The organism is Veillonella parvula, from assembly GCF_048309325.1.
GTDB lineage: Bacteria > Bacillota > Negativicutes > Veillonellales > Veillonellaceae > Veillonella > Veillonella parvula_T.
On the sequence record NZ_DBFBTX010000001.1, the window covers coordinates 110,101 to 135,209 of the forward strand.

27 protein-coding genes are annotated in these 25,109 nt (G+C 39.2%); 26 read left to right on the forward strand and 1 reads right to left on the reverse strand.

The genetic code is table 11. The annotated features are described in order from the left end of the window. Nucleotide 1 precedes the first annotated feature (1 nt). Nucleotides 2–2,176, forward strand: coding sequence for a heavy metal translocating P-type ATPase (locus ACMKPP_RS00485; protein WP_038150564.1), 2,175 nt, complete (start codon nt 2–4; stop codon nt 2,174–2,176). Between the two features lie 207 nt (nt 2,177–2,383). Next, entirely contained in the window at nt 2,384–2,911 is a 528-nt protein-coding gene (locus ACMKPP_RS00490) for an ECF transporter S component (RefSeq protein ID WP_024060993.1), read from the forward strand. 194 nt (nt 2,912–3,105) lie between these two features. Here ACMKPP_RS00490 and ACMKPP_RS00495 read toward each other — a convergent pair whose 3' ends face one another. Then, nucleotides 3,106–4,431, reverse strand: coding sequence for an FAD-containing oxidoreductase (locus tag ACMKPP_RS00495; protein WP_008603415.1), 1,326 nt, complete (start codon nt 4,429–4,431; stop codon nt 3,106–3,108). A gap of 307 nt (nt 4,432–4,738) precedes the next feature. Between ACMKPP_RS00495 and ylxM the strand changes: the two genes are divergently transcribed. The 24 genes from ylxM (at nt 4,739) to ACMKPP_RS00615 (ending at nt 24,618) form a co-directional block, all read left to right on the forward strand. After that, a complete protein-coding gene (gene ylxM, locus ACMKPP_RS00500) occupies nt 4,739–5,074 on the forward strand; it encodes a YlxM family DNA-binding protein (RefSeq protein WP_004695559.1) in 336 nt (111 codons plus the stop codon). Beyond that, the gene (ffh, locus tag ACMKPP_RS00505; protein WP_008603414.1) at nt 5,064–6,416 is read left to right on the forward strand and encodes a signal recognition particle protein; all 1,353 of its coding nucleotides are present in this window, start codon (nt 5,064–5,066) and stop codon (nt 6,414–6,416) included. Before ylxM ends, ffh begins: the two co-directional genes overlap by 11 nt. A 60-nt stretch (nt 6,417–6,476) precedes the next feature. After that, nucleotides 6,477–6,740, forward strand: coding sequence for a 30S ribosomal protein S16 (gene rpsP, locus ACMKPP_RS00510; RefSeq protein ID WP_004695565.1), 264 nt, complete (start codon nt 6,477–6,479; stop codon nt 6,738–6,740). A 21-nt stretch (nt 6,741–6,761) separates the two neighbouring features. Beyond that, nucleotides 6,762–6,989: a KH domain-containing protein gene (locus ACMKPP_RS00515; RefSeq protein WP_004695567.1), complete on the forward strand. Its 228-nt coding sequence runs from the start codon at nt 6,762–6,764 to the stop codon at nt 6,987–6,989. Nucleotides 6,990–7,003: 14 nt separating this feature from the next. Next, the gene (locus ACMKPP_RS00520; protein ID WP_004695569.1) at nt 7,004–7,411 is read left to right on the forward strand and encodes a YlqD family protein; all 408 of its coding nucleotides are present in this window, start codon (nt 7,004–7,006) and stop codon (nt 7,409–7,411) included. Then, a complete protein-coding gene (rimM, locus tag ACMKPP_RS00525) occupies nt 7,411–7,908 on the forward strand; it encodes a ribosome maturation factor RimM (protein WP_105087063.1) in 498 nt (165 codons plus the stop codon). The genes ACMKPP_RS00520 and rimM overlap by 1 nt, the downstream gene beginning before the upstream one ends. Nucleotides 7,909–8,028: 120 nt before the next feature. Continuing rightward, nucleotides 8,029–8,859, forward strand: a complete 831-nt coding sequence (trmD, locus tag ACMKPP_RS00530; RefSeq protein ID WP_418369138.1) for a tRNA (guanosine(37)-N1)-methyltransferase TrmD — start codon at nt 8,029–8,031, stop codon at nt 8,857–8,859. A gap of 111 nt (nt 8,860–8,970) precedes the next feature. Further along, nucleotides 8,971–10,035 carry a hypothetical protein gene (locus tag ACMKPP_RS00535; protein ID WP_004695575.1) on the forward strand — a complete coding sequence of 355 codons (1,065 nt, stop codon included), beginning with the start codon at nt 8,971–8,973 and terminating at the stop codon, nt 10,033–10,035. A gap of 36 nt (nt 10,036–10,071) precedes the next feature. Continuing rightward, nucleotides 10,072–10,503 carry a DUF350 domain-containing protein gene (locus tag ACMKPP_RS00540; protein ID WP_418369139.1) on the forward strand — a complete coding sequence of 144 codons (432 nt, stop codon included), beginning with the start codon at nt 10,072–10,074 and terminating at the stop codon, nt 10,501–10,503. Nucleotides 10,504–10,514: 11 nt separating this feature from the next. After that, entirely contained in the window at nt 10,515–11,075 is a 561-nt protein-coding gene (locus tag ACMKPP_RS00545; RefSeq protein WP_004695579.1) for a hypothetical protein, read from the forward strand. Between the two features lie 14 nt (nt 11,076–11,089). After that, entirely contained in the window at nt 11,090–12,391 is a 1,302-nt protein-coding gene (locus ACMKPP_RS00550; protein WP_004695580.1) for a glutathionylspermidine synthase family protein, read from the forward strand. Between the two features lie 115 nt (nt 12,392–12,506). Then, complete coding sequence (locus ACMKPP_RS00555; RefSeq protein WP_004695583.1) at nt 12,507–13,079, forward strand: RNA methyltransferase; 573 nt, start codon at nt 12,507–12,509, stop codon at nt 13,077–13,079. 9 nt (nt 13,080–13,088) lie between these two features. Next, on the forward strand, nt 13,089–13,826 hold the full coding sequence (locus tag ACMKPP_RS00560) for a YebC/PmpR family DNA-binding transcriptional regulator (protein WP_004698429.1): 738 nt from the start codon (nt 13,089–13,091) through the stop codon (nt 13,824–13,826). Between the two features lie 203 nt (nt 13,827–14,029). Beyond that, on the forward strand, nt 14,030–14,524 hold the full coding sequence (gene ruvC / locus ACMKPP_RS00565; protein WP_004695586.1) for a crossover junction endodeoxyribonuclease RuvC: 495 nt from the start codon (nt 14,030–14,032) through the stop codon (nt 14,522–14,524). Beyond that, nucleotides 14,524–15,132: a Holliday junction branch migration protein RuvA gene (ruvA, locus tag ACMKPP_RS00570; protein WP_004698493.1), complete on the forward strand. Its 609-nt coding sequence runs from the start codon at nt 14,524–14,526 to the stop codon at nt 15,130–15,132. Before ruvC ends, ruvA begins: the two co-directional genes overlap by 1 nt. Nucleotides 15,133–15,134: 2 nt before the next feature. After that, entirely contained in the window at nt 15,135–16,139 is a 1,005-nt protein-coding gene (ruvB, locus tag ACMKPP_RS00575; protein ID WP_004695590.1) for a Holliday junction branch migration DNA helicase RuvB, read from the forward strand. A 2-nt stretch (nt 16,140–16,141) separates the two neighbouring features. Then, nucleotides 16,142–17,932 carry a SpoIID/LytB domain-containing protein gene (locus ACMKPP_RS00580; protein ID WP_039965486.1) on the forward strand — a complete coding sequence of 597 codons (1,791 nt, stop codon included), beginning with the start codon at nt 16,142–16,144 and terminating at the stop codon, nt 17,930–17,932. Nucleotides 17,933–17,943: 11 nt separating this feature from the next. Continuing rightward, nucleotides 17,944–18,969: a tRNA preQ1(34) S-adenosylmethionine ribosyltransferase-isomerase QueA gene (gene queA / locus ACMKPP_RS00585; protein ID WP_418369140.1), complete on the forward strand. Its 1,026-nt coding sequence runs from the start codon at nt 17,944–17,946 to the stop codon at nt 18,967–18,969. A gap of 8 nt (nt 18,970–18,977) precedes the next feature. After that, nucleotides 18,978–20,093 carry a tRNA guanosine(34) transglycosylase Tgt gene (gene tgt / locus ACMKPP_RS00590; RefSeq protein WP_004695595.1) on the forward strand — a complete coding sequence of 372 codons (1,116 nt, stop codon included), beginning with the start codon at nt 18,978–18,980 and terminating at the stop codon, nt 20,091–20,093. Between the two features lie 77 nt (nt 20,094–20,170). Further along, the gene (yajC, locus tag ACMKPP_RS00595; RefSeq protein WP_004695596.1) at nt 20,171–20,461 is read left to right on the forward strand and encodes a preprotein translocase subunit YajC; all 291 of its coding nucleotides are present in this window, start codon (nt 20,171–20,173) and stop codon (nt 20,459–20,461) included. Further along, nucleotides 20,461–21,027, forward strand: a complete 567-nt coding sequence (locus ACMKPP_RS00600; RefSeq protein ID WP_008715724.1) for a 5-formyltetrahydrofolate cyclo-ligase — start codon at nt 20,461–20,463, stop codon at nt 21,025–21,027. The genes yajC and ACMKPP_RS00600 overlap by 1 nt, the downstream gene beginning before the upstream one ends. Nucleotides 21,028–21,045: 18 nt before the next feature. After that, entirely contained in the window at nt 21,046–22,320 is a 1,275-nt protein-coding gene (secD, locus tag ACMKPP_RS00605) for a protein translocase subunit SecD (protein WP_004695600.1), read from the forward strand. Then, nucleotides 22,317–23,210: a protein translocase subunit SecF gene (gene secF, locus ACMKPP_RS00610; RefSeq protein WP_004695602.1), complete on the forward strand. Its 894-nt coding sequence runs from the start codon at nt 22,317–22,319 to the stop codon at nt 23,208–23,210. The genes secD and secF overlap by 4 nt, the downstream gene beginning before the upstream one ends. A gap of 232 nt (nt 23,211–23,442) precedes the next feature. Beyond that, nucleotides 23,443–24,618: an MFS transporter gene (locus tag ACMKPP_RS00615; RefSeq protein WP_270279349.1), complete on the forward strand. Its 1,176-nt coding sequence runs from the start codon at nt 23,443–23,445 to the stop codon at nt 24,616–24,618. The last annotated feature ends 491 nt before the right edge of the window (nt 24,619–25,109 follow it).

Consider the following 25,109-nt stretch of genomic DNA (forward strand, 5'->3'; position numbering starts at 1 on the left):
TATGAGCGTAAAAAAACAAGAATTTGATATTACAGGTATGCACTGTGCAGCCTGTGTAAAACGCGTTGAAAATGTCGTTTCTAAAGTTGATGGCGTAGAATCTGTTAAGGTCAACCTCTTAACTAGAAAGGGGAGCGTTGAATATAAAGATGGCGCTACTATAGATTCACAACAGATTATTGATGCCATTACAAATATTGGTTTTGGTGCTGCAGAAGCAGACGAAACAAAGCAAGAAATAGAAAAGGTTAACTTAAAACCTCATATTACACGCCTTATTATTGCCGCCTGTATGGCGGTACCGATGATGATTAATATGACCTTACATCGATTTGGTATTCAGGCATTGCCTGTATGGGTAGAGTTTGTTCTTGCTACTATTGCTCAGTTCGGTCCTGGTCTCATGTTCTATAAGAGCGCCTGGAGTGCAGTGAAAAATGGGGCGCTTACGATGGATGTGCTCGTTGTAATGGGCACGACGGTAGCTTATCTATTCAGTATCTATAACTGGCAATTTCACCCTGAATTAGGCCCTCATGGAATATATTTTGAAACCTCTGCGTGGCTCATTACTTTTATCCTTCTTGGTAAACTCTTAGAAGAGATTGCAAAAGGGCGTACCTCCGAAGCACTTCAAAAATTGATTGCCTTACAACCTGCAACGGCTCATGTGTTGCGTGATGGAGAATTTATTGATATCCCTACATCTAAGGTGGTAGCCGGTGATATTTTACAAGTTCGTGCAGGTGAAAAGATCCCTGTTGATGGCACGATTACTGAGGGATATTCCACAGTAGATGAGGCTATGCTGACCGGTGAAAGCTTACCGGTAGAAAAACAAGTTGGTTCTGAAGTTATTGGTGCTACTATAAACCTAAGTGGTGCTTTTACCATGGAAGCCAAGCGTATCGGTTCCGATACGATGTTGTCTCAAATTATCAAGGTTGTAGAAGAGGCACAAACCTCCAAGGCTAGTATTCAACGTATTGCAGATATCGTGGCTCAATATTTTGTACCGACCGTTATTGGCCTTGCTGTTTTGACAGGTCTTGTGTGGTACTTCATTATGGGAGATTCTATTAACGTTGCTCTCATTAATGCAACAGCGGTACTGGTTATCGCATGTCCTTGTGCGCTTGGCCTTGCTACACCAACATCTATCATGGTTGGGTCTGGACTTGGTGCGGAACACGGTGTGCTCATCAAGAGTGCAGAATATCTTGAAAAAGCGGGTAAACTCGATGCCATTGTTATGGATAAAACCGGTACCCTTACACAGGGTGTATTGGATGTGACGGCTTTTAAAAATTATAATGGTGATGAAAGTACTAATATGTCTATTATGATGGCTCTTGAAAGTGGTACATCTCATCCGATTGCAAAGGCCATGGTTTACTATGGTGAAGATCATGGCTATAAAGGTAAAGCTGTTGAACTTGAAAGTTTTGCTGATGTACCAGGTAAAGGGTTACAAGGTGCATACCAAGGCGTATCCGTACAACTTGGGCACAGTCGTTGGATGAATGAACTAGGTTATGATTTAACGGCGGTTCAAGAAGATATTTTACGCTTTGAAGAACAAGGTGCTTCCGTATCTGTTCTAGCTGTAGATGGCGTTGTTAGTGCTTTGTGGGCTGTAGAAGACGAATTACGTCCAGAAACTATCGAGGTTGTAAAAGAGTTACATGCTCAAGGTATTGATGTATGGATGCTTACTGGTGATAATCGTCGAACTGCTCAATATATTGCTAAACAAGCGGGTATCTCTCATGTTATAGCTGAAGTATTGCCTCAAGATAAGGCTAGCAAGGTAAAAGAATTGCAAGATAAAGGTCTTGTAGTGGGGATGGTTGGTGACGGTATCAATGATGCTCCGGCTCTTGTTACAGCAGATATTGGTTTTGCCATCGGTAGTGGTACCGATATTGCGGTAGAGGCGGCGGATATCGTTCTTGTACGAAATGATTTACATACCTTGGTACAAGCAGTACGACTTAGCCGTAAGACAATGACCAACATTAAACAAAACCTATTCTGGGCATTGATCTTTAACTGTATTGGCATTCCTTTGGCCGCTATTGGTGCGTTAAATCCTATGATTGCTGGTACAGCGATGGCATTTAGCTCTGTTACAGTTGTAAGTAATTCACTTCGTTTGAAACGAGCTAAAATTTAAGATTATACATATAATTGAATACTATAAAGCACCTATACAGAGGTATAGGTGCTTTATTATATCTACAGACATATAGCTAAGTATATATTTATATCTTGTATTGAGACGTGAAATGGATATTTAATTCCTATGATAATGGTGTTTTTAGACGGCTTATGATTTGTTATACTGAATATAGTGATTGATTTAAAAGAGAGGTTCATGATTATGAAATTAAGTACTCGAGACATTGTCTATATTGGTTTTATTGCCGCGTTATGTGCAGTGGCTACTACAATTCGCATTGAAATACCAGGTGGCGCTATGGTTCATTTAGGATCTGCTGCACTCTTTACAACATCTATCCTCTTTGGTGGATTATATGGCGGCTTAGGTGCGGCAATTGGATCTGCACTATTTGATCTCTTTGGTGGTCATACGCAGTATATCGTATTCTCTTTCTTTATTAAAGGCATTGCAGGACTTATCGTAGGTGGTATGACTGCAGGCTATTTGCCACCCTCTATTACAAAACCAACGGCATCCTTTGGTCGTATTTTAGTAGCCCTTATTATTGGTGCTATTTGGACAGCTTTAGGCTACTTCCTTGCGTGGTGGTTCGTTCTTGAAAGTGCGGTCGTTGCGGCTAGCAAAATTCAATACTCCTTGATTACAAGTGCCGCAGGCATTGTAGTAGCAATTATATTAACACCTAAATTACAAACGATAGTACGCAGATTGTTTACTAAAAATTAATTTATATAATGTTTTAGGCAGATAATGGTAAAATATCTATAATAATCTAATATATTTATAATGACCTAATACACTTATATAACTGCCTTTTCAATACATACAAAAGCCTTTAGATGCTAAATTAGTTTAGCGTCTAAAGGCTTTTGTGTTAGGTTATTATTTTATAGTTAGTGCTTGTATTAGCTATTAAGCTATTAGAAATTACAAAGATCGTTTAAATTTTCTGCCATTGTAGGGTGTGTGAAGATTTGATTTTTGAAATATGTATATGGAATGTTATTATCCATAGCCATTTTAATTAAGTTGATCAATTCTTCTGCGCCTTGGGAATAGAGTGTTGCGCCCAGGATTAAGTCGTTATCCGCATCTACAACAATTTTAAAAGCACCTTTTAAATAGTCGTTTACATGTGCTCTAGGCATGGTAGCTACGAGCATTTCTTTCGTTTTAACAGTATATCCTTGGTTGATTGCATCTTCTTCTGTAAGACCTACACGAGAAAGTGGAGGTGTTAAGAAGGTAGTATAAGGTATATTTTTACGATCTTTTAAGGTATACTGGCCGTTGCCTGTAAGTGTGCCAAATACGATACGGAAGTCATCAAGAGATACATATGTGAATTGAGGTCCACCGTTTACATCGCCGACTGCGTATACACCAGGAACGGAGCTTTCACAAGTATCATTAACTACAATGGCACCGCGTTCGTTAGTAACGATGTCCGTATGTTCTAAACCGATATTAGCTGTATTGGCTTTGCGCCCTGTAGCGTATAGAACAGCATCAAATGTATAGTTTTGATTATTAGCTTTGATAACTGGTTTGTTGTCATCATTGGATACAGAGTCTAATGTTACATTATTAAGAATGGTAATGCCTTGTTCAGTTAAGTACTCAGTAGCTAGCTCTTGAACGATAGGTTCTTCACGTTTTAAGATGCTAGATTCGATGTTGAATACAGTTACCTTAGCACCAAGTTTTGCATATAGACTTGCAAATTCAAGACCGATAGGACCAGCGCCGATAACTCCTAATGTACTAGGTTGAGTAGGTAATTGTTGAATTTCTGTACTATTATAGAAACCTGTAGCTGTATCAATGCCAGAAATATTAGGTTTAATCGCTACAGCACCAGTGTTTATAACGATAGTGTCAGCAGATAATATAATCTTATCCTTGCCAGCGGTAACAGCGATTTCTTTATTGCTAATAAATGCACCATGCCCAGTATAGACATCGACATGTTCATTTGTATCTAACATACCGAAGTTTTTATTGCGTAAGCGAGATGTAACAACTTCACGTTGATTTAATACTTGATCGTATGATAAGCCTTTTGATGCGGCAATGATCATCGTTTTAGTAGGAATACATGCGATATTAATACATGTACCACCGTACATTAGTGGATTTTCTTCAATCATGGCTACTGATTTGCCCATAGAGCCAAATTTTGCGGCTAATGTTTTGCCAGCCTTGCCGAAACCTAAGACGATAATGTCATATTGTTTGGTATTCATATAATACCTCCTGTTTTTTATATTGAAAATATTAGATATTGATATTATAGCATATTATTATAGATATAAAAGTAGAAATTAGAAATAATTATCATTGATTATGAATTAAATTTGTCTAGAATGATTATGTTAAGGTAGTCAATTAGTTTATGATTTTGGTTCAAGGAGATGAGATAGCTTGTATAACTATGATTTATATGTATTATAGTAATGAAGTAAGTGTGTTAAGTATTTCTACTTGACACATCTTTTTTTATAATGTACCATATGTAAAGTAATATGACTTGACAGTGATGGAGGTGGCGAAATGGAAGAACGAGTACTCATAAGTTTGCTCTTAGATTTCTATGGGCCATTGTTGACGGACAAGCAACGCATGTCCTTACAACTTCACCACGAAGATGATATGTCCCTTGGCGAGATTGCTGAGGAATTAGGCGTATCACGACAGGCTGTACACGATAACTTACAGCGTGCTCGACACATTTTAAATGATTACGAATCAAAATTGCACTTGGTGGCACAATATGAACAACGGGAAGGCTTGCTTTCACAGTTGAAAGCAACATTGCCTAAAGAGGTGTTAGCCGAAACCAAGGTGCAACAAGTATTGGCGCAAATGGAGGGATATTATGGCATTTGATAGCTTGTCAGAAAAACTGCAAGAAGCCTTTCAATCCTTAAAAGGGAAGGGCAAAATTACAGAAGATGATGTCAATCTTGCGTTGCGTCAGGTACGTACAGCTTTATTAGAAGCTGACGTTAACTTTATGGTAGCAAAGGACTTTGTTAAGTCCATTAAGGAAAAGGCCCTTGGTGAAGAGGTGTTCGGATCCTTGAATCCAGCCCAAACGGTTATTAAAATCGTAAATGATGAGTTAACGGCTCTCTTGGGTGGTACGCAAAGTCGTATCATGATTTCTAGCAAGCCACCAACAATTATTATGCTCGTTGGTTTGCAAGGTGCTGGTAAGACTACAACAGCTGGTAAACTAGCTGTATACTTACGCAAACAAGGTAAACGTCCGATGCTTGTCGCTGCCGACGTATATCGTCCAGCTGCGATTACTCAGTTGCAAGTTGTAGGTAAGCAAATTGATATTCCTGTATTTGCGGATGAAACACCTGGTGCGAATCCAGTAGATATTGTGCGTCGTGCCGTAGAGCAAAGCACGCATATGCTGAAAGATGTTGTTATCATCGATACCGCAGGACGTTTGGCTATAGACGAAGTCCTCATGGATGAGTTGTCAAATATCAAAGCTGCTGTTCGACCTCATGAAATTCTGCTCGTTGTAGATTCTATGATCGGTCAAGATGCAGTAACAACCGCTCAAACCTTTAACGAAAAATTAGGTGTTGATGGTGTTATCCTTACTAAACTCGATGGTGATGCGCGCGGTGGTGCCGCATTATCCATCAAAGCTGTAACAGGCTTGCCAATTAAGTTCACTGGTGTGAGCGAAAAAATGGATGGCTTTGATGTATTCTATCCAGACCGCATGGCTTCTCGTATTCTCGATTTGGGCGACTTTAAAACATTGATTGAAAATGTACAAGGCGCCATCGATGAAGAAGAAGCTCGTGAAATGGCAAAGAAAATGGCGAAAAACAATTTCACCTTGGATGACTTCTTAAAACAGATGAACCAGGTGCGAAAGTTAGGGCCATTACAAAATATTATTGGAATGTTGCCAGGCATGGGACAAATTAAGGATCAATTAAAGGACCTTGATTTGAATAGTAAAGAGGTGCGTCGTATTGAGGCTATCATTACATCCATGACGGCGGCAGAGCGAGAAAATCCAAGTATTCTTAATGGTTCTCGCCGCAAGCGTATTGCATTAGGTTCTGGTACACAGGTCCAAGATGTAAATCGCTTGTTGAAACAATTTGAAGAAGCGCGGAAGATGATGAAGCGCATGCAAGGTTTACGTGGCGGTAAGGGCGGCTTCCCTGGAATGCCTAAATTACCGTTTATGTAATACATGGGCAGGGGCGCTGAACTTGTCCATCCACATCAGTATAAGGAGGTGAATTTCACAATGTTAAAAATTCGTTTGACTCGTTTAGGTGCTAAAAAAGCTCCTTTCTACCGTATCGTAGTTGCTGACGCACGTGCTCCACGTGAAGGTCGTCCTGTTGACACAATTGGTCAATATGATGCTACTAAACAACCAGCTATCGTTAATGTAGACGAAGAAAAAGCTTTGGCTTGGTTAGCTAAAGGTGCTCAGCCTACTGACACTGTTCGCTCCTTGTTCAAAAAACAAGGCGTTATGCAAAAATTTGCAGACGCTAAAAAGTAATTAATAGAGAGGCATACTGTGATGATAGAATTAATTTCATTAATTGCGAAATCATTAGTGAAGCAGCCTGATGCCGTTTCTGTTACCATGGTCCAAAAGGGTAATGTGGAAGTTTATGAACTTCATGTAGCCCCAGAGGATATGGGTAAAGTCATCGGAAAGCAAGGTAGAATTGCTAAAGCGATTCGCTCTGTGGTGAAAGCGGCGGCTATTAAAGAGAACAAAAAGATATCTGTTGATATTGTTTAAAAGGGAGTATTCCAATGGAAGAAATGACATTACGTGTCCCTGTAGCAGTAAAAGCAAAAGTAACAGATGACTTGAAAGCGAAAATTGTTTCCGATCTTGAAACTCGTCTTGATATGGTGAATAAAGATTTGGAAGCAATTGAGTTCCAAGCTCAACGTATTTTGGCTGATGCAGCTAAAGTTGATGCTACAAGTCTCACTGCTATTCGTCAACAAATCGACGAAGAAAAAAATAAACGCTTGGCTTTCAAAGAAGAAGTAACAGCTAAATTGAAGGATGCTAAGGAGTTGTCTTTAGGAACTGAAATTCCTCAAGGTACATTAGAGCAAACAGTTACCGTTAAAATCGGGGATAATTTGGATGCCTTGATGGGCGCTGAAATCCTATTAGAAGACGGTAAGATCGTTGCGTTTCGTCAATAATGAAACATAACGATTTCATCACAATAGGTGTTATCATCGCCCCGCACGGCGTGCGGGGTGATCTTCGTATTATGCCTCAAACCGATTTTCCAGAACGGTTTATGCATATGGATGCCTGTTACATCGATGGTAAAGAATACCACGTTGCATCCGCACGATTTCACAAACAATTTGTATTAGCATCCTTTAAGGAAATTCCTGATCGTAATACGGCTGAATTATTGAGTAAGAAAGAAATTCAAGTGCGCCGTGAAGATTTAGTGGAATTGCCAGAAGGTCGCTATTATATCTTTGATATCATTGGCCTTGAGGTACAAGATACTATGGGTAATGTGCTTGGCACAGTTACTGATGTATTACAACCAGGTGCTAATGATGTCTACGTGGTCTCTAAAGATGGGGAACCAGATCAATTATTTGCAGCCATTGAAGAGGTCGTTAAAGACATCGATGTGGAAAATAAATTGATGATCGTAGATCCGCCTGAATGGATATAATCCTTTGGGCGGTTTTGTTTTATCTACATATAGGTATATTATCGTAAAAGGTATATAATATAGCTATATATAGATAATACTAATGAGTTAATGTGAGTTAATAAGTACAGGGGACGGTTTATGCGTATTGATATTGTATCTTTATTTCCAGAGTTTTTTGATGCGTTTTTTAATCATTCCATCATAAAACGAGCTATCGAGGCAAAACGTCTATCTGTAGGTGTAACGAATCCTCGAGATTTTAGTCATAATAAGCATGGTCAAGTAGACGACACACCATATGGTGGCGGGGCTGGTATGCTCATGATGGCACCTCCTATTTTTGAAGCCGTAGAATCCGTTATTGCTCAATATGATAGTGATATTAATGATACTTATACCACAGATGAAATGTGTGATGAAATGAGTCTTATTGGTAATCCTAATGAAAGTATACGACGTCGTATTATCTTTATGGGACCTACAGGACAGCCTTTTACACAGGAGAAGGCTCGTGAATTGGCTCGCTATGATCAAGTGGTCCTTATTTGTGGTCACTATGAAGGTGTAGATTATCGCGTAGAGAAACATCTTGTAGATGAAACGATTTCCATTGGTGATTATGTATTGACCGGTGGTGAGTTGCCAGCCATGGTAGTTACTGATGCAGTGGCTCGCATGATACCTGGTGTATTAGGCGCGGCCAGTGGGGCACAAGAGGATTCTTTTTATGAACCTCTGTTAGAATGCCCTCAATATACAAAGCCCCCTGAATTTAGAGGCTGGTCTGTACCGGATGTATTGCGCAGTGGTCATCATAAAAACATTGCCACTTGGCGTCAAAAAGAAGCACTTAAAAGAACTCGGTTGTTACGTCCAGATTTATTAGAGCGTCCATTAACAAAAGAAGAAATTAAGCTTTTAAAAGAGATAGTTGAGGAAGAGTCTGTAAGACATAAAGGTGAAGAATGAAACTATTCATGAACGGATAGGTTACTTTAAAGCTTAATTTCATTAAATTCCGTTTTTGAGAGGGAATAGAGCAAGACACGTATGATTTTGCCTATTCGAGCGAGGTTATTTATGGAGTTTAATTGTTATGATGTCCTTGAGGTTCAGGGCAGTCGTTATGTAATAACTGAAAAAATTAAATATAACGAGATTATTCCAAAAGCAGATCAAGAACAGGCCTATAAAGCTAAGCCGTCAATGCAAAAGTCGCCTGGTGATTATTGGCATGAATATGGCCTCGAGGATGTTGAGGGGTCTGATAATATATGGGTCACCATTGAATACAATGATAATGAATGGTGCACTGTATCTAGAACATCCTATCGCAAACGAGCACCGAAGGGCTTTACGTTACATCAAATTGGCTTAGAAAAGGTTGTGGCTGTAGATGGTGATAGTGGTGCTTCCGTAGGTGACAGGGCTGGCTATAAGGAATATCAATTGCCTTGTGAAGGCGGTGCTAGTGTATTCTTTGAAGAAAACTGGTTTAAAGGTGAGAAGATGTTCGCCGAAGGGGCACGTGTTCCTTTGAGGAATATTCGTCTCTGTAATGATACGGCAGCTAACGCTATTAGTAAAAAGAAACGGAATCAACGTTTGAAAAAACGCTTTGAAGGAGTTGCTAGTGCTATAGGGGTCGGTGCATTATTTTTTATGTGCCTTATTAGCTGGGAGGGCGATATGTCTTGGCATGACGTACGTGCTACATTCGGATTCCCATACACTGCAAAGGAGCATATGCACGATACATCCGTGTATTATACTAAGACGGATTCGGAGAATGAATATATATATACTTCCAGTTTAGATCCTGTAAGTACAGCCTTAGATTTAATCGAATCTTTAGACGGAGAGATTAGAAATGAAGGTGATGACCTACAAGAGGGGCGTGAAGTCATTGTATTCTATGATGCTAAGTCCGCCTATATTATTACAAATACGGACGGTCAAACCCGAGTTAAGGTGTGTGAGCCAGGAAAGTTGACACAAGAGGATCTAGATATTATTAATGGCACAATGCGAAAGTCCCATGTACTTGATTCCTATGCCTATATGGTTCGCCAAAAGGATAGTGGGGGACGCGATAAATTCTATAACGGATATAATCATAATGCGGCTAGTCCATATAACCGTTAACTATGAAAATAAAGGAACAATCTTAGGAGGTTTATCATGATTTATATTCCTGATGTATTATTGACGATTTTTTATGCTTGCTTTGGAATTTTCCTAATGTTAACAGCTAATACTGTTATTGATTTCTTTGTACCTGGCAAATTCAGTGAAGAAATTAAACGTGGTAACTGTGCTGTAGCATGGCTCTCAGCAGGTTCATTTATCGGAATTGGTGAGATTTTGCGAGCTGTTATTATGTCTCCTGTAGTGACTACAGCTGATACATCTTTATTGCACGGTGTTGTGGCCAGTATCGTATATGCTATTTTAGGTATTATATTGTTTGTAACCGGCTATATGTTTATTAATTTATGGCATCGAAAATATAATTTATCTGAAGAGATTATGCGTGGTAATACGGCAGCGGGTATCCTCGTATTTGGTATCTTTGTAGGTCTTGCTCTCGTTGTTAGTGGTGCTGTGTACTAAGGGAGTGTCCTATGTATAAGCCAAGTAAGAAAACTATATACATAACGAGTGCCTTTGCCGCTGTGGCGGGACTTGTTGGTGTGTCCTCATACTGGAATGACATTGCTTATGTTGTATGTGATAAAATCTATCCCAAAGCAAATGATGGGGAAGTCCGATTAAAGGATAATCAAGGTAATCGTTATTCTCTATTAAACCATGGAGATGGTAAAGAGACGGCTTTATATGACGACAATCGGTCTGTTACCTTTCACCGCGATACCAGTGGAAATTTAGTATGGGATGCTGGTTTAGCAGGGCTTTTACCTAGTATTGCAGCAGGCTACTATATGTTTTATGGATTTAATCCACCTACAGCGCGTATGGATGGACGAACCATGACATATCGTGTGGCAGCCCCATTAAAACCGTATGAAGAAACGACACCATATACGGCATCTGGTTCAAATGTGCATAGTTCTTTGGGCCGAAGGACTTATTTAGATTATGAAAAGCGTAGAAGTAGTAAAGCGTCCTCCATAGGTCAAAAGTCTGGATTTGGTAGTGCTGGAGTGCGTTCTAGTAGTTCCTAATGGAGGCCGATATTATGAAATCGTATATAGATGAACTTGATACGAATATATTGCCTTTTGTGGATTATGAGGGCTATGCTGATAGGTATCCTGCGCTTTCTGCACAATCTTTTTCAGCTGATTTTTATGATGAAATACGACATGCGTCGCGCATGTTGTTTCAGATATTTTGTAAAGCCGCCAAGGTATTTCAACAGGCACCTAATGAGTTTGCACTCAATATGGATATGCCAGAAAATTTGATTCCTTATTTACATCGTGGGAATCCATTGGGCTTACCTACATGGTTATCTCGATTTGACTTTGTCCTTGATGATAGAAGGCAATTGCGCATGGTAGAGATTAATGCGGATACACCCTGCTTTCTGATTGAAAGCTATTATGCTAATGGTGTAGCGGCACGATATTTCGATAAAGTAGATCCTAATATAGATGCTTATAATGAACTTGAGCGTTTTTTGAAACGCGTATATGAAGGAACGTCTCGTAAAAAATATAGTGTGACTAATAAACATCATAATATGATGACTGATAATGAAATAGAACCCTTTGTTTTCGGGTGCTTTCATGATTATTTAGAGGACTATGGAACTACACAGTTTCTCTTACATGCTATGAAATCAGCATGTCCAGAAGCAGATATTCGATTCTTATCCTTTTATGATATGGTCATTGATGATGATGGTATTCTGTTATCTGATGGTAGTCATGCAGCAAACCTGTATCGTTTACATCCTATGGAACTATTGATTGATGAAACTACAGCAGATGGTGAACCATTAGGTGAAATGTTTTTAGATTTATATAATGAATACCGCTTTAATCTATTTAATCCACCAGAGGCGATTATTCTGCAGAATAAATCGTTTATGTCCTTGGTATATGCCTTATACTTAACAAACCAGTTCTTTACAGGACCTGAGCGAGATATTATTAAACGCTATTTGACGCCTTCTTATTTTGAAAGTGATTTCCCAAACCTTGATGATGGGCTATATATTCAAAAAGAAATTTGGGGACGTGAAGGGCGAAATATTCAGGTTGTTCAAAAACGTGGAAATCAAGGTGAACTATACATGGAGAAATTTGTAGATAACTATGATGATATAGTTTGTCGGGACAGCCAAAAGGTTATGTATCAGGAGTTCATCAAGCAGAAACACTTTACTCATACCGTAGATAGCGGTACTAAAGAAGGCTGTTTGACATTATCTTGTTTTATGCTTGGAGATCAAGCTTCTGCAGTCGGTTGTCGTTTTTCTCCAGAAGAAATTGCCGGTACTGAAGCTTATTTTGTGCCACTCTTAGTGGAATAATTTTACGTTGTTATTTTAATTTTAGTTTTAGTATCTTAATCTGAAAGATTACTAGTCGTTTATACTGATTATCTTATCAGTTAAGTATCATTTATTTTTTTGGAGATTTTAGGCTTTGGCTAATTTATATATTGGACTTGTTCATTATCCTATTATGAATAAACATAAAGAGGTCATTACGACGGCTATTACAAATTATGATATACATGATATTGCACGAGCATCTATTACCTATGATGTGTCTAAATATTTTGTCATTCATAATATTCCAGCTCAACGTGAGTTGGTAAGTACGATTATGGAACATTGGAAATCTGGATTTGGCTCTACTTACAATCCAGATCGCAAGGATGCTTTCACCGGCGTGGAATTGGTAAACTCAATTGCGGTAGCGGTGCGAACAATTGAAGACATAGAAGGTATAAAACCTATAGTAGCTACAACAGATGCTCGCACCTATGATAATACGATTTCCTATGCACGGATGCGTGAACATCTTGAAAATGAGGGGCGCCCTGTGTTAGTATTATTTGGTACCGGTTATGGTATGACAAAAGAAACGATGGAAAGCTTTGACTATATTTTAGAACCTATATATGGCCATGGTGAATACAATCATTTATCCGTGCGTAGTGCCGTATCAATCATCTTAGATCGGCTGCGGGGCGAAGCATGGTGGAATAAATAGGAGGCGTCTATGTCAGGACATTCTAAATGGGCAAATATTAAACATAAAAAAGGTAAAACCGATGCATTAAAAGCTAAATTGGCTACAAAAATCGGTCGTGAAATTACCGTTGCAGCACGCATGGGTGGTGCAGATCCAACTGGTAATATGCGTTTGAAATTGGCTTTGCAAAAAGCTCGTGAAAATAATATCCCTAAGGATAACATTCAACGTGCTATCGACAAAGGTATCGGTGCTACGGACATGAATGCATATGAAGAAATCGTATACGAAGGTTATGGTCCTGCCGGTGTTGCCGTTACTGTTGAGGTGATGACCGATAATCGTAATCGTGCTGCTGCAGACGTGCGCCATGCATTCTCTAAACAAGGTGGTAACCTTGGTGAAAGCGGCTGTGTAGGCTGGATGTTCAAATCTAAAGGCGTATTTGTTATCGATAAAGAAGGTCATGATGAAGATGAGGTAACTATGCTAGCTCTTGAAGCTGGAGCAGAAGACCTTAAGGCTGAAGATGATGTATTTGAAATTTATACAACACCAGAGGATTTTGATGCGGTAGAAGCAGCGCTTGCTGATGCGGGTATCGAAACTGTAGTAGCTAAAATCACGATGATTCCAGATACAACGATTGAGTTGACTGGTGATGATGCTGTGAAAATGCAGAAAATGCTTGACGTATTGGATGATCTTGATGATGTACAAAACGTATATCATAATGGTATTTTGCCGGACGATGAAGAAGAATAATAATAAAGGGGGCACTCTATGGGGTGCTCCTTTTCTATTGAAATTAAACTCGGATATTTATTAAAGTTAAGAAAATTAATATGTCTCATGTATAATTCATAGGGAAATTCATGAACTTCGATGTGAAATTATGCTATAATAAAATAGATTATGTAATGGAGGTAGGCGGTAGCTTATCTCATTTTTAAACTAAGGGGGTTGGGGTGCGCATTATAGGAATTGACCCAGGCACGGCTATATGCGGATATGGCATTATTGACGTGAAGGGTAGCAAACTAACACCAGTAGCCTATGGGGCTATTACAACTCCTAAGGAATTGACTGATTCACAGCGACTGGAAATTCTATTTAATGATCTTAGTGATTTATTGGAGGAATATAGGCCTGATAAGTTCGGTGTGGAGGAATTATTTTTTAACCGTAATGTAACAACAGCCATTAAGGTAGGGCAAGCACGTGGTGTTATTTTATTGGCTGCTGAACAACAACGGATTCCTATTTATGAATATACACCATTACAAATTAAACAAGCTGTCACAGGTTATGGTAAAGCTGATAAGAATCAGGTCATTTATATGACGATGAATATTTTGGGGATTCGTGAGAAAATTAAGCCTGATGATACGGCAGATGCATTAGCTGTTGCTATCTGTACGGCTCATAGTTCTCACAATGATCGATTAAAGAGGTTGGTATAATGATAGGGTATGTGCGAGGTATCGTAACACATCTTTTTAAAGAATCGTGCTATGTTGATGTACATGGCGTAGGGTATCGCGTATATGTGCCGACCACTACGCGTCAACAGCTGACAGAGGGCCATGAGGCGACGCTATTCACGTATCTTAATGTACGAGAAGATGCAATGCAACTTTATGGCTTTTGGACGGAAGAAGAATATGAGTTGTTTATACTCCTCATTTCTGTTTCTGGTATCGGGCCCAAGGTGGGGCTTGGCATCTTGTCAGGCATGACACCTGAGGCTTTCAAATTAGCGATTATCAATGGACAGGTACAGCAATTAACAAAGTTACCTGGTATTGGTAAGAAGTCTGCGGAGCGACTTGTTTTAGAGTTAAAGGATAAAATCGCTAAGATGACACATATTTCTGCGGAATCACCTGCGACTATTCAGCCTGTTGGTGTTGCTGCAAACGGTGCTGCAGGAGAAGCCATTGAAGCCCTCGTATCCTTAGGATACTTGGAACGGGATGTAGCAGATATTGTAGAGTCTTTAGATGATGGTAAGCGTGATGTATCTGAGTTGATAAAAGTCAGCTTAATTGAGCTTGGGAAAGGACGATAAGGATGAATGAAGAAGTACGCCTTGTCGGCAATGGCGAGCACGAAGAGGATATATGGCAATATAGCCTTCGGCCTAAGCTTTTTAATGAGTATGTAGGTCAAGAAGAGGCTAAAGGCAATCTAAATGTGTATATTCAAGCTGCAAAACAGCGTGGGGAAGCATTGGATCACGTGCTACTTTATGGGCCTCCAGGTCTTGGCAAGACAACATTAGCAGGGATAATTGCAAATGAATTGGGTGTTAATTTTCGTATAACTTCTGGTCCTGCTATTGAAAAGTCTGGTGACTTAGCTGCAATATTAACAAATTTGGACGACCATGATGTATTATTTATTGATGAAATTCATCGCTTGTCTCGTAGTGTAGAGGAAGTGTTGTACTCTGCTATGGAAGACTATGCTATTGATATTATCATCGGTAAGGGTCCAAGTGCTCGAACTGTGCGCATTGACTTGCCAAAATTTACTTTGGTAGGCGCCACGACTCGAGCGGGTGCTTTGGCAGCTCCATTACGGGACCGATTTGGTATTATTAATCGGTTGGAATATTATAAACAACCAGAGTTAGAGTTTATTGTGTCTCGCGCCGCAGAGATACTTAATATTGGTATTGTGCCAACTGGGGCAAGCGAAATTGCGCGTCGTTCACGAGGAACACCGCGTATCGCAAATCGTCTGCTTAAACGGGTACGCGACTTTGCACAAGTCATTGGTGATGGGGTTATCACTCAAGAAATTGCAGATGAAGCATTACAACGTTTATATGTAGATAAAATGGGACTTGATCGAATTGATCGACGTGTGTTGGAATGTATTATTGAAAAATATGATGGCGGTCCTGTAGGGATTGATACCATTGCAGCGGCCATCAGCGAAGAGAGAGATACCATCGAAGATGTGTATGAACCATATTTGATGCAATTAGGATTTTTAGGACGCACACCGCGTGGGAGGGTAGCTACTAAATTAGCCTATGAGCATTTAGGTATTTCACAGACAGGGAAATAACAATGAAAACAAAACGATTACAATTGATGATAATGGCCACTTTGTTTTTAGGTGTAAACATTGGCGGTGTTTCTATAGCACATGGAGCGACGCTGCAAAATAAAGGTGCAGTGGTAACGAAAAAGCCAACGCCAAAATCAACAGTATCTAATACAACTGTATCGAAAGTAAATACGACGAAGAAATCTAGTTTTCGTCCACTTGCTACTAAACCAGCTGCAAAGCCGGTTACAATAACTAAAACGGTTTCTAAGTCAACTGCTGCATCTACGGTGGCTAAACCTAGTGCAAAACCGGTTAGTGTAGCAAAGCCTGCTACATCTACAAAACCGGTAACGCCGGCTAAACCAGTTAGTGCAACAAAATCAACTAGTACTGCGAAATCTAGTACTAATGCAACAGCTACGAAATCAGCCACTACAGGTAAAGCTACAATGGCTATAAAACCTGCGGCTTCTGGTACTTCGAAGCCAACTGCTAAACCTGCAGTTACTGATGAAAAGCCTGTAGTACAAAAGAGAGCTACTGAAAAAACTGCTACTAAAAAGGTAGTAAAAACAACGGATGCGAATAGCATTCAAGCCAATACAGCAGTTATTACTCGCAACAAAGTGGGCTCCGTAGTGACGCCTGCTACAGAACGCAAAGAAAACATGCCAAATGTACGTGTTCTACTAGGTAGTCGTAGCTCTGATGCTACTGTTACATCTACAGCTAATATGGTTGTGTTGAACAGCGGTAATGGTCAAGTTAGCACAATCAGTGCTAATCGTGGTACATCTATTGGCGTTCGCGGCGGCAAGATTGCTGTAAATGGAAAGACTATTGATAGTGTGGTTACATTGAAGCCTGCGAATAGTGATGCACCATTTTTGTTCGAAGGTAAAGGTTATCGTGGTGGGCTCACATTACGTGCCAATAATGGAACCATGATGATCATCAACTCTGTGCCTCTTGAGGATTACCTGTATGGTGTTGTTCCACAAGAGGTAGTACCGTCTTGGCCAGCTGCTGCATTAGAAGCGCAAGCCGTAGCAGCTCGCACCTATGCTCTTCATACGATGGAACAAAATAAAGGTAAATTTTATGATGTGAGCAATTCCACGGATCATCAAGTATATAGTGGTGTGAGTGGTGAATCTCAAGCTACCACAAATGCTGTAAATAAAACTAAAGGCATAGTTATGCTTTATGATCAACGTCCTATTAATGCCTTGTTCCATTCCGATGGAGGTGGCTATACAGAGGATAGTGTAAATGTTTGGGGCAGTGATGTGCCATACTTAAAAGGGGTAAAAGACTTTAGTACTGGTACATCTACATCGAATTGGACTGTCACTACCTCTCGTCAAGCTCTTGAAAGTAAACTTAATGCGGCAAGTAAAGGGGTAGGTAAATTGAAGAGCATTCAGTTGACCCCGCTTGGTAAGCCTGGGCAACAAACATACGACCGCGGTGTATCAGGTCGTATAAAGAGTGCTACTTTCATAGGTACCTCTGGAAAAACTACTGTAGATGGTGATGCGCTGCGTAGCATTTTAGGTTTAAAATCTACATTGTTTGATTTCTATGTAAATCACAATCCTGCTAAAGGCACGGGTAAGGCTTATCATAGCTTTACTGGCAAGAATGATACTGTTTATATTAAAGGCCACGGTTGGGGTCATGGCCTTGGTATGTCTCAATGGGGTGCTGCGGAAATGGCAAAGCGCGCTAATCCTGGAGATACAAATTATTACCAAACTATTTTGCGTCACTACTATAGTGGCATTACATTGAAGAAAATGTACTAATAAGGATTACGATGAAAGTTACAGATTTTGATTATGAATTGCCAGAGGAACTGATTGCTCAGCATCCTGTAGAACCTCGTGATACAGCACGGCTTTTAACCTTAGATAAGGTAAGTGGTGAAGTTAAACATAAAGGACATTTTTATGATTTGCTAGAAGAGCTTCATGAAGGAGACGTGCTTGTATTTAATAATACAAAGGTTATCCCTGCGAGATTATATGGACATCGTCAAGGTTCTGGTGGCAAGGTGGAGGTACTTCTACTCACACCATGTGGTGAAAATCGATGGGAATGCCTTGTTAAACCGGGGAAAAAATGTCCTGTCGGGCAAGTTATAGAGTTTGATGACCGCCTAAGTGGAGTTATTATAGATAAAACAGATTTTGGAGGCCGTATCATTCAGTTCACATGCAACGGTGTGTTTGATGATGTGATTCAAGAAATTGGTGAAATGCCATTACCTCCATACATTCATGAAAAGTTAGAAGATAAAGATCGTTATCAAACGGTATATGCTAAGGAGAAAGGCTCTGCTGCGGCACCAACTGCAGGACTTCACTTTACACCTGACCTCTTAGAAAAGATTAAAGCTAAAGGTGTAGAGCTTGAGTTTGTAACCTTACATGTTGGACTTGGCACTTTTAGACCTGTATCGGCAGAGACTATTGAAGACCACGAAATGCATAGTGAGTTCTTTGTTGTATCTCAAGATACGGCGGATCGAATCAATGCGGCCAAACAAAAAGGGTCTTGTATCATTGCCGTAGGTACTACATCGGTGCGTACTCTTGAGTCTGCTACGAATGATGATGGTGTATTACAAGGTATGAGTGGTTGGACTCAAATTTTTATCTATCCTGGCTATAAATTTAAGATGATTGATGCGTTAGTAACGAATTTTCACTTGCCTCAATCTACATTGTTAATGTTGATTAGTGCACTAGCTGGTCGTGAACACTGTTTGGCGGCCTACGAAGAAGCTGTACGTGAACGTTATCGTTTCTTTAGCTTCGGCGATGCTATGTTTATACGTTAGGAGGGACTATGCCGAGTATTATTTATGAATTACAAAAGACATGTCCTCATACGGGGGCACGGGCAGGTTTATTGCATACGCCACATGGTACCTTCCAAACACCGATGTTTATGCCTGTAGGCACGCAAGCGACAGTTAAAACTATGACACCAGAAGAACTAAAGGCTATGGGTTCTCAAGTTATTTTGAGTAATACCTATCATTTATTTCTTCGCCCAGGGCCGGAGCTTGTAGAAGAGGCTGGGGGCTTACATAAATTTATGAATTGGGATCAAGCGATTCTTACTGATAGTGGTGGATTCCAAGTATTTAGTTTAGGCGATATGCGCAAAATTACTGAGGATGGTGTTACATTTAGATCCCACATTGATGGATCAAAACAGTTTCTATCTCCTGAAGTGGCTACAAAGGTACAAGAGCAATTAGGTTCTGATATTGCGATGGCTTTTGACGAATGTATTCCGTATCCCGCGGATCATGATTATGCGAAACGCTCTACGGCGCGTACCACGCGTTGGGCGCATCGTTGCCAAGAGGCTCGTAAAGCTCATGACCGCCAAGGCATGTTTGGTATCGTTCAAGGTGGCATGTACAAAGACTTGCGCAAACAAAGTGCGGAAGAACTTGTAGCTATGGATTTTGAAGGTTATAGCATCGGCGGTTTATCCGTTGGGGAACCTCATGATTTAATGAATGAAATCTTAGAATATACTACGCCATTATTGCCAACTAACAAGGCTCGTTATTTGATGGGCGTTGGCACCGCAGATTGTCTGGTAGAAGGTGTAGCACGTGGAGTTGATATGTTTGATTGTGTATATCCAACTCGTGTTGCTCGAAATGGGATGGCCATGACTTGGAATGGTCGTCTTAATATTCGAAATGCTCAATTTGCTCATGATTGGGGTCCTTTAGAAGAAGGTTGCCAATGTTATACATGTAAAAATTATTCCCGTGCATATATTCGTCACTTATATAAGGCAGAAGAGATTTTGGCATTACGCCTTGTAACATATCATAATCTCTATTTCTTATTAGAGTTTATGCGTCAAATGAGACAAGCTATCTTAGAAGATCGGTTCCCGCAATTTAGAATGCAATTTTGGGATAGCTTTAAAAAATAGTAATTAAGTCTAGTCAAATTTATATTAGGTGGCTATACTAGAAAAGAAATACATATTTATTAACCTAGGAGGATAACATGGGAGATATTCAACAAATCTTGCAAACTAGCTGGCCTATTTTGTTAATGGTAGTAATTTTTTACTTTTTATTGTGGCGTCCACAAAAGAAACAACAAAAAGAGCGTGCTAGCTTGTTAGGTAGTTTAAAAAAAGGCCAAAAAATCGTTACTATTGGTGGTATTTATGGCGAAATTGTTGAACTTGATGATGAAAAAGTCAAGGTACAGGTATCTGAAAAAGTTGAATTAACATTTGCTCGTACAGCAGTTGCTAATGTACTGTCTAAGAAAAACAAGGAAGAAAAATAATGAATACAAAGGAAGCAGTGCGCCAGGCGTGTAAGTCTCAGCGCGCTGCTTTATCCGTTGCTGATTGTAGGTCGTGGACGCCGATGTTGACGAATCAAATCGTTAATAGTCCTGAGTATATATCGGCAAAAAACATTATGGCCTATTTGGCGATGCCTAAAGAGGCCAATTTAGACGATGTGATTCGCCATGCTTTAGAACATGGTAAATCTGTATACGTTCCAGTATGTACTGATAAGACGACTATGATTGCAGTTCGCCTTAAGTCTCTAGAATCTATCACTCGGGGTGTGTTAAATATACGTATTCCCGCTGAGCCATACGATATTATTGATCCGTGTGACTTGGATTTGATTTTAGTGCCTGGTGCTGGCTTTGACCGTCAAGGTGGTCGCATGGGAATGGGGAATGGGTATTATGATCGATTTCTCAAGGAGCTTTCACCAAGTACATTTATGGGCGTATGTTGGACTGTACAATTATGGGAAACACCAATCCCAATGGAAGCATTAGACCAACGAATGAGTAAAATTGTGACAGAGCAAGGCATTATACATTGTGTATAGCAGAAGGGAGCAACTATTTTGAACGGTAAAGCTATTATCAAGTTTTTAGTAGTCATTGCTGCCATCATTGGATTATTTGCGTATTTTATTCAACCATTAGCAGGCTCTTTGAAACAAGGCCTAGACTTGCAAGGTGGTACGCATATCGTATTGGAAGCAGAGGACTCTGCGACTGGTACAGCTGACAATGATGCAGTGGAACGGGCGAAGCAAATCTTAGAGCGTCGTATTAATGAAATGGGTTTATCTGAACCATTGGTACAACGTGAAGGTGCTCGTCGTATTATCATTGAATTGCCAGGTGTAAAAGATCCTGACGAAGCGATTAAACGTATCGGTAAAACAGCGGTCTTGGAATTTAAAAACGACCAAGGTCAAACCGTTATGACTGGTGATGACTTAAAAGATGCTAAAGAAGAGTTAGGTCAAAATAAACAACCACTCGTTGCTATTGAATTAAGTGATGAAGGGGCTAAGAAGTTTGCTGATTTAACATCTAAAAATATTGGTCGTCGTATTGCCATTACATTGGATGGTAAAGAATTGACTAATCCTGTAGTACAACAAGCAATTACAGGTGGTAAAGCCACTATTTCTGGTAGTCAAAGTTTAGAAGAAGCTAAAGACTTAGCTATTTTATTACGTTCCGGTGCATTGCCTGTTAAAATTAATGTATTGGAAGTGCGTACAGTAGGTCCTTCTTTGGGGCAAGACTCCAAGGATAAATCTGTTGTAGCCTTCAGTGCCGGTATTGCAATGATCATGATTTTCTTGGTTATTTTATATCGTTTTTCTGGTATCGTAGCTAATATTGCATTACTTGTATATGTTATGCTCTTATTGCTCGTATTAGGCAAAGGCTTTAATGCGACTATGACATTGCCAGGTATTGCTGGTATTATCTTATCCATGGGTGTTGCGGTAGATGCGAATATTCTAATCTTTGAACGTTTCAAGGAAGAGGTATTTTCCGGTAAATCTATGCGGGTTGCTATGGAAGCAGGTTTTAGCCGTGCGTTAGCCACAATTACTGATGCAAACGTATCCGTTATCATTACAGCTGGTATCTTAACTATTTTAGGATCTGGCCCTGTAAAAGGCTTTGCTATCAGCTTAGGTGTAGGTGTTGTGGTAAGTATGTTCACAGCGATTACTGTGAGTCATTTCTTATTGCGCTTATTAATTGATTGTAACTTTACAAACCATCCATTCTGGTTTGGTGCGAATATTTCTCCAAGCACAAGTGCTGACGCATTTGCACCTAAATCTTTGAAAGGAGGTAAACGCAAATGACATTAGACGTAATTAAACATCATCGTTGGTGGTTTGCTATTTCCTCCACACTCGTTATTATCAGCTTAATTTCCATATTTACTAAAGGGTTTAACTTTGGTATTGATTATACTGGTGGTACTATTGTTGAAGTTGTATTTGATCAACCTGTAGAGGTTAGTCAAGTTCGTGACGTTCTAAAAGAATATAATCTTGAAAATGCACAAATTCAGCTTTCCGGTGATACTACTGGTGATACAGCTGGCGAAGACGTAATGATTCGTACACGTAATCTTGAGTCTAGTGAAAGTGCAGCTGTTGTTGATTCTTTGACTAAATCTATTGGTAACAATACAGTTAAACGTATTGAAACTGTAGGTGCTGTAATTGGCTCTGAAGTTACGGAACATGCGTTATTAAATCTTGTTATAGCATTCGCAGCATTAGCTTTATATATTTCTTATCGTTTTGAATATAAGGTTGCCATTTCTGCTTTAGTTGCCATTTTTCATGACTTGATTATGGTTCTTGGTGTTTTCTCTTATTTCCAATTAGAGATTGATGCATCCTTTTTAGCTGCCATTCTTACGGTTGTAGGTTATTCTATGAATGAATCCGTAGTAATCTTTGACCGTGTTCGAGAAAATACGCATACTCACAAGCGTTCTGATACATTTGCAGATCTTGCGAATGCATCTATTACACAAAGTATTCATCGTAGTTTCTATACATTGGCAACAGTTATGTTTGCTTGTGTATCCCTTTATTTATTTGGTGGAGATACTACAAAGAACTTTGCTCTTTGCATGATTATCGGCTTTGCTAGCGGTGCGTACTCCTCTATCTGTGTAGCTACATCCTTGTGGGTTATGTGGAAGAGTCGCAATAAAAATGACGTACGTAATCAATAATAAGTTATAAATTATTATTATTGTGTTAATGATTAAAGTACAAGAACCTCTCTTGATTTATTTTTAGAGAGGTTCTTTTATTTTGCCATCTTTTATTATGTAAAACGGTATAGGTATTTTACAGATAACAGTCATTTTTAACTATATAAAATTTAAAAAGGCTTGTTCTTGAATTCTATAAGATAGAGGCGTAAAATGGCTAGGTGACACGATACAAAAGGGAGATACAAATATGGATTCAAATAGATTATGGAGCCCTGCTTTTACTAATTATGGTATTAGTAGTGGTATTTTATATATGACTCAATATGTTCTCGTAGCGGCATTGCCAATTGTAATCACGTCTGAACTGAGTGGCAGCGATCTTGATGCGGGCTTAGCGATGACATATTTTCAAATTGGCACAATTTTATGTAGGATTTTTGCAGGACGATTAATAGATGGTTTTAATAAGCGTATTGTTCTATCAATATCAACAGCCTTGTTTTTCATTATTATGGGATTATTTAATTTTGCTACCTCCTTAGAGGCTGTTTTTGTACTACGTGGGTTGCATGGTGTTGTGTTTGCCCTTGGAACAACTGTGATGGCTACTTTAGCAGTATTAGTATTACCTCCTAATCGAAAAGGTGAGGGGGTTAATATGTTTGCTATCTTTTCAAATATAGCAATGGTTTTAGGACCTGCTATCGGTCTATATGCTTTATCGTCATACGGTAGTATGGCATTGTATATATTTTTAACGGTTATGACTGGATTGGCCATGGTCTTAAGTAATATTATTCCCCTATCAAAGGAGTTAACATTACCTAAACAATCAAAATATAAAGGTTGGCATATTTCCCAGTTTATAGAAAATAAAAGTTTACCTTGGGCTTTAATGGGCTTATTTATTGGTTTTACTTACTCTGGTGTTTTAGTTTTTATACCTATAGAACTTAATAGCATGGGGGCAGGAATATGGGGAAGTGCTTTCTTTGCTATTTTTGCGTTGATGATTATTATTAGTCGGCCTATAGTAGGAAAAATATATGCTCGATATGGTTCAAAAATTATTATCTATACAGGATTAGGATTATTTATATTAGGCTTATTTGGATTGGGATTAGCTATAACACCATTAGCTATTCTATTCACCGCTCCATTGTTGGGGTTAGGTTATGGTGCAGCACAACCTGCATTCCAAGCGCTGGCTATACAATCAGCTCCTATTGAGCGTGCGGGTGTATCAACAGCAACTTATTTTCTAGCCTTAGATATAAGTGTCGGTGCTGGATCGGTTATACTTGCAGTATTAGCTAGTGCGTGGGGCTATCAATATTTATATATGTTCACTGCATTGGTTATGGTGATAGCGCTTGCTTTGTATCATATATGGGTAAAAAGATATACTCCTTTAGAACTATAGTTGTTTAAGGTAAAAATTGGGTAAATAAATATTAAACAAGTTAAAATGGCTTCTAATGAGATATTATGTATAGGATGCAATAAAAATAATGAAAGAAAGATGAATTTTTTAGGATAACAATTTTATATATTGACGTTTATTATATTTATGCTATACTTATACAAGTCATTAGGACACAGCTCAAATGATAAGTATGAAAAACTTCTTAGAAGTTAAAAAAAGCACTTGACGGAATGAGCTGGACTTGATACAATAATCAAGTCGCCAGTTGATGAAACACTTTGAAGAAAGAGTGTGTAGACTGGTACAGATCTTTGAAAACTGAACAATGATAGGTAATCAATCATAACGATTGAACATATGCCAGAGTGCGGGTTTTGACATAGTCAAAACCAACCATAATTCAAAGTTACTTCAATGTAACGACAACAAATAATGAGCTATTCAAATAGCTTCAAGATATCTTGGAGAGTTTGATCCTGGCTCAGGAC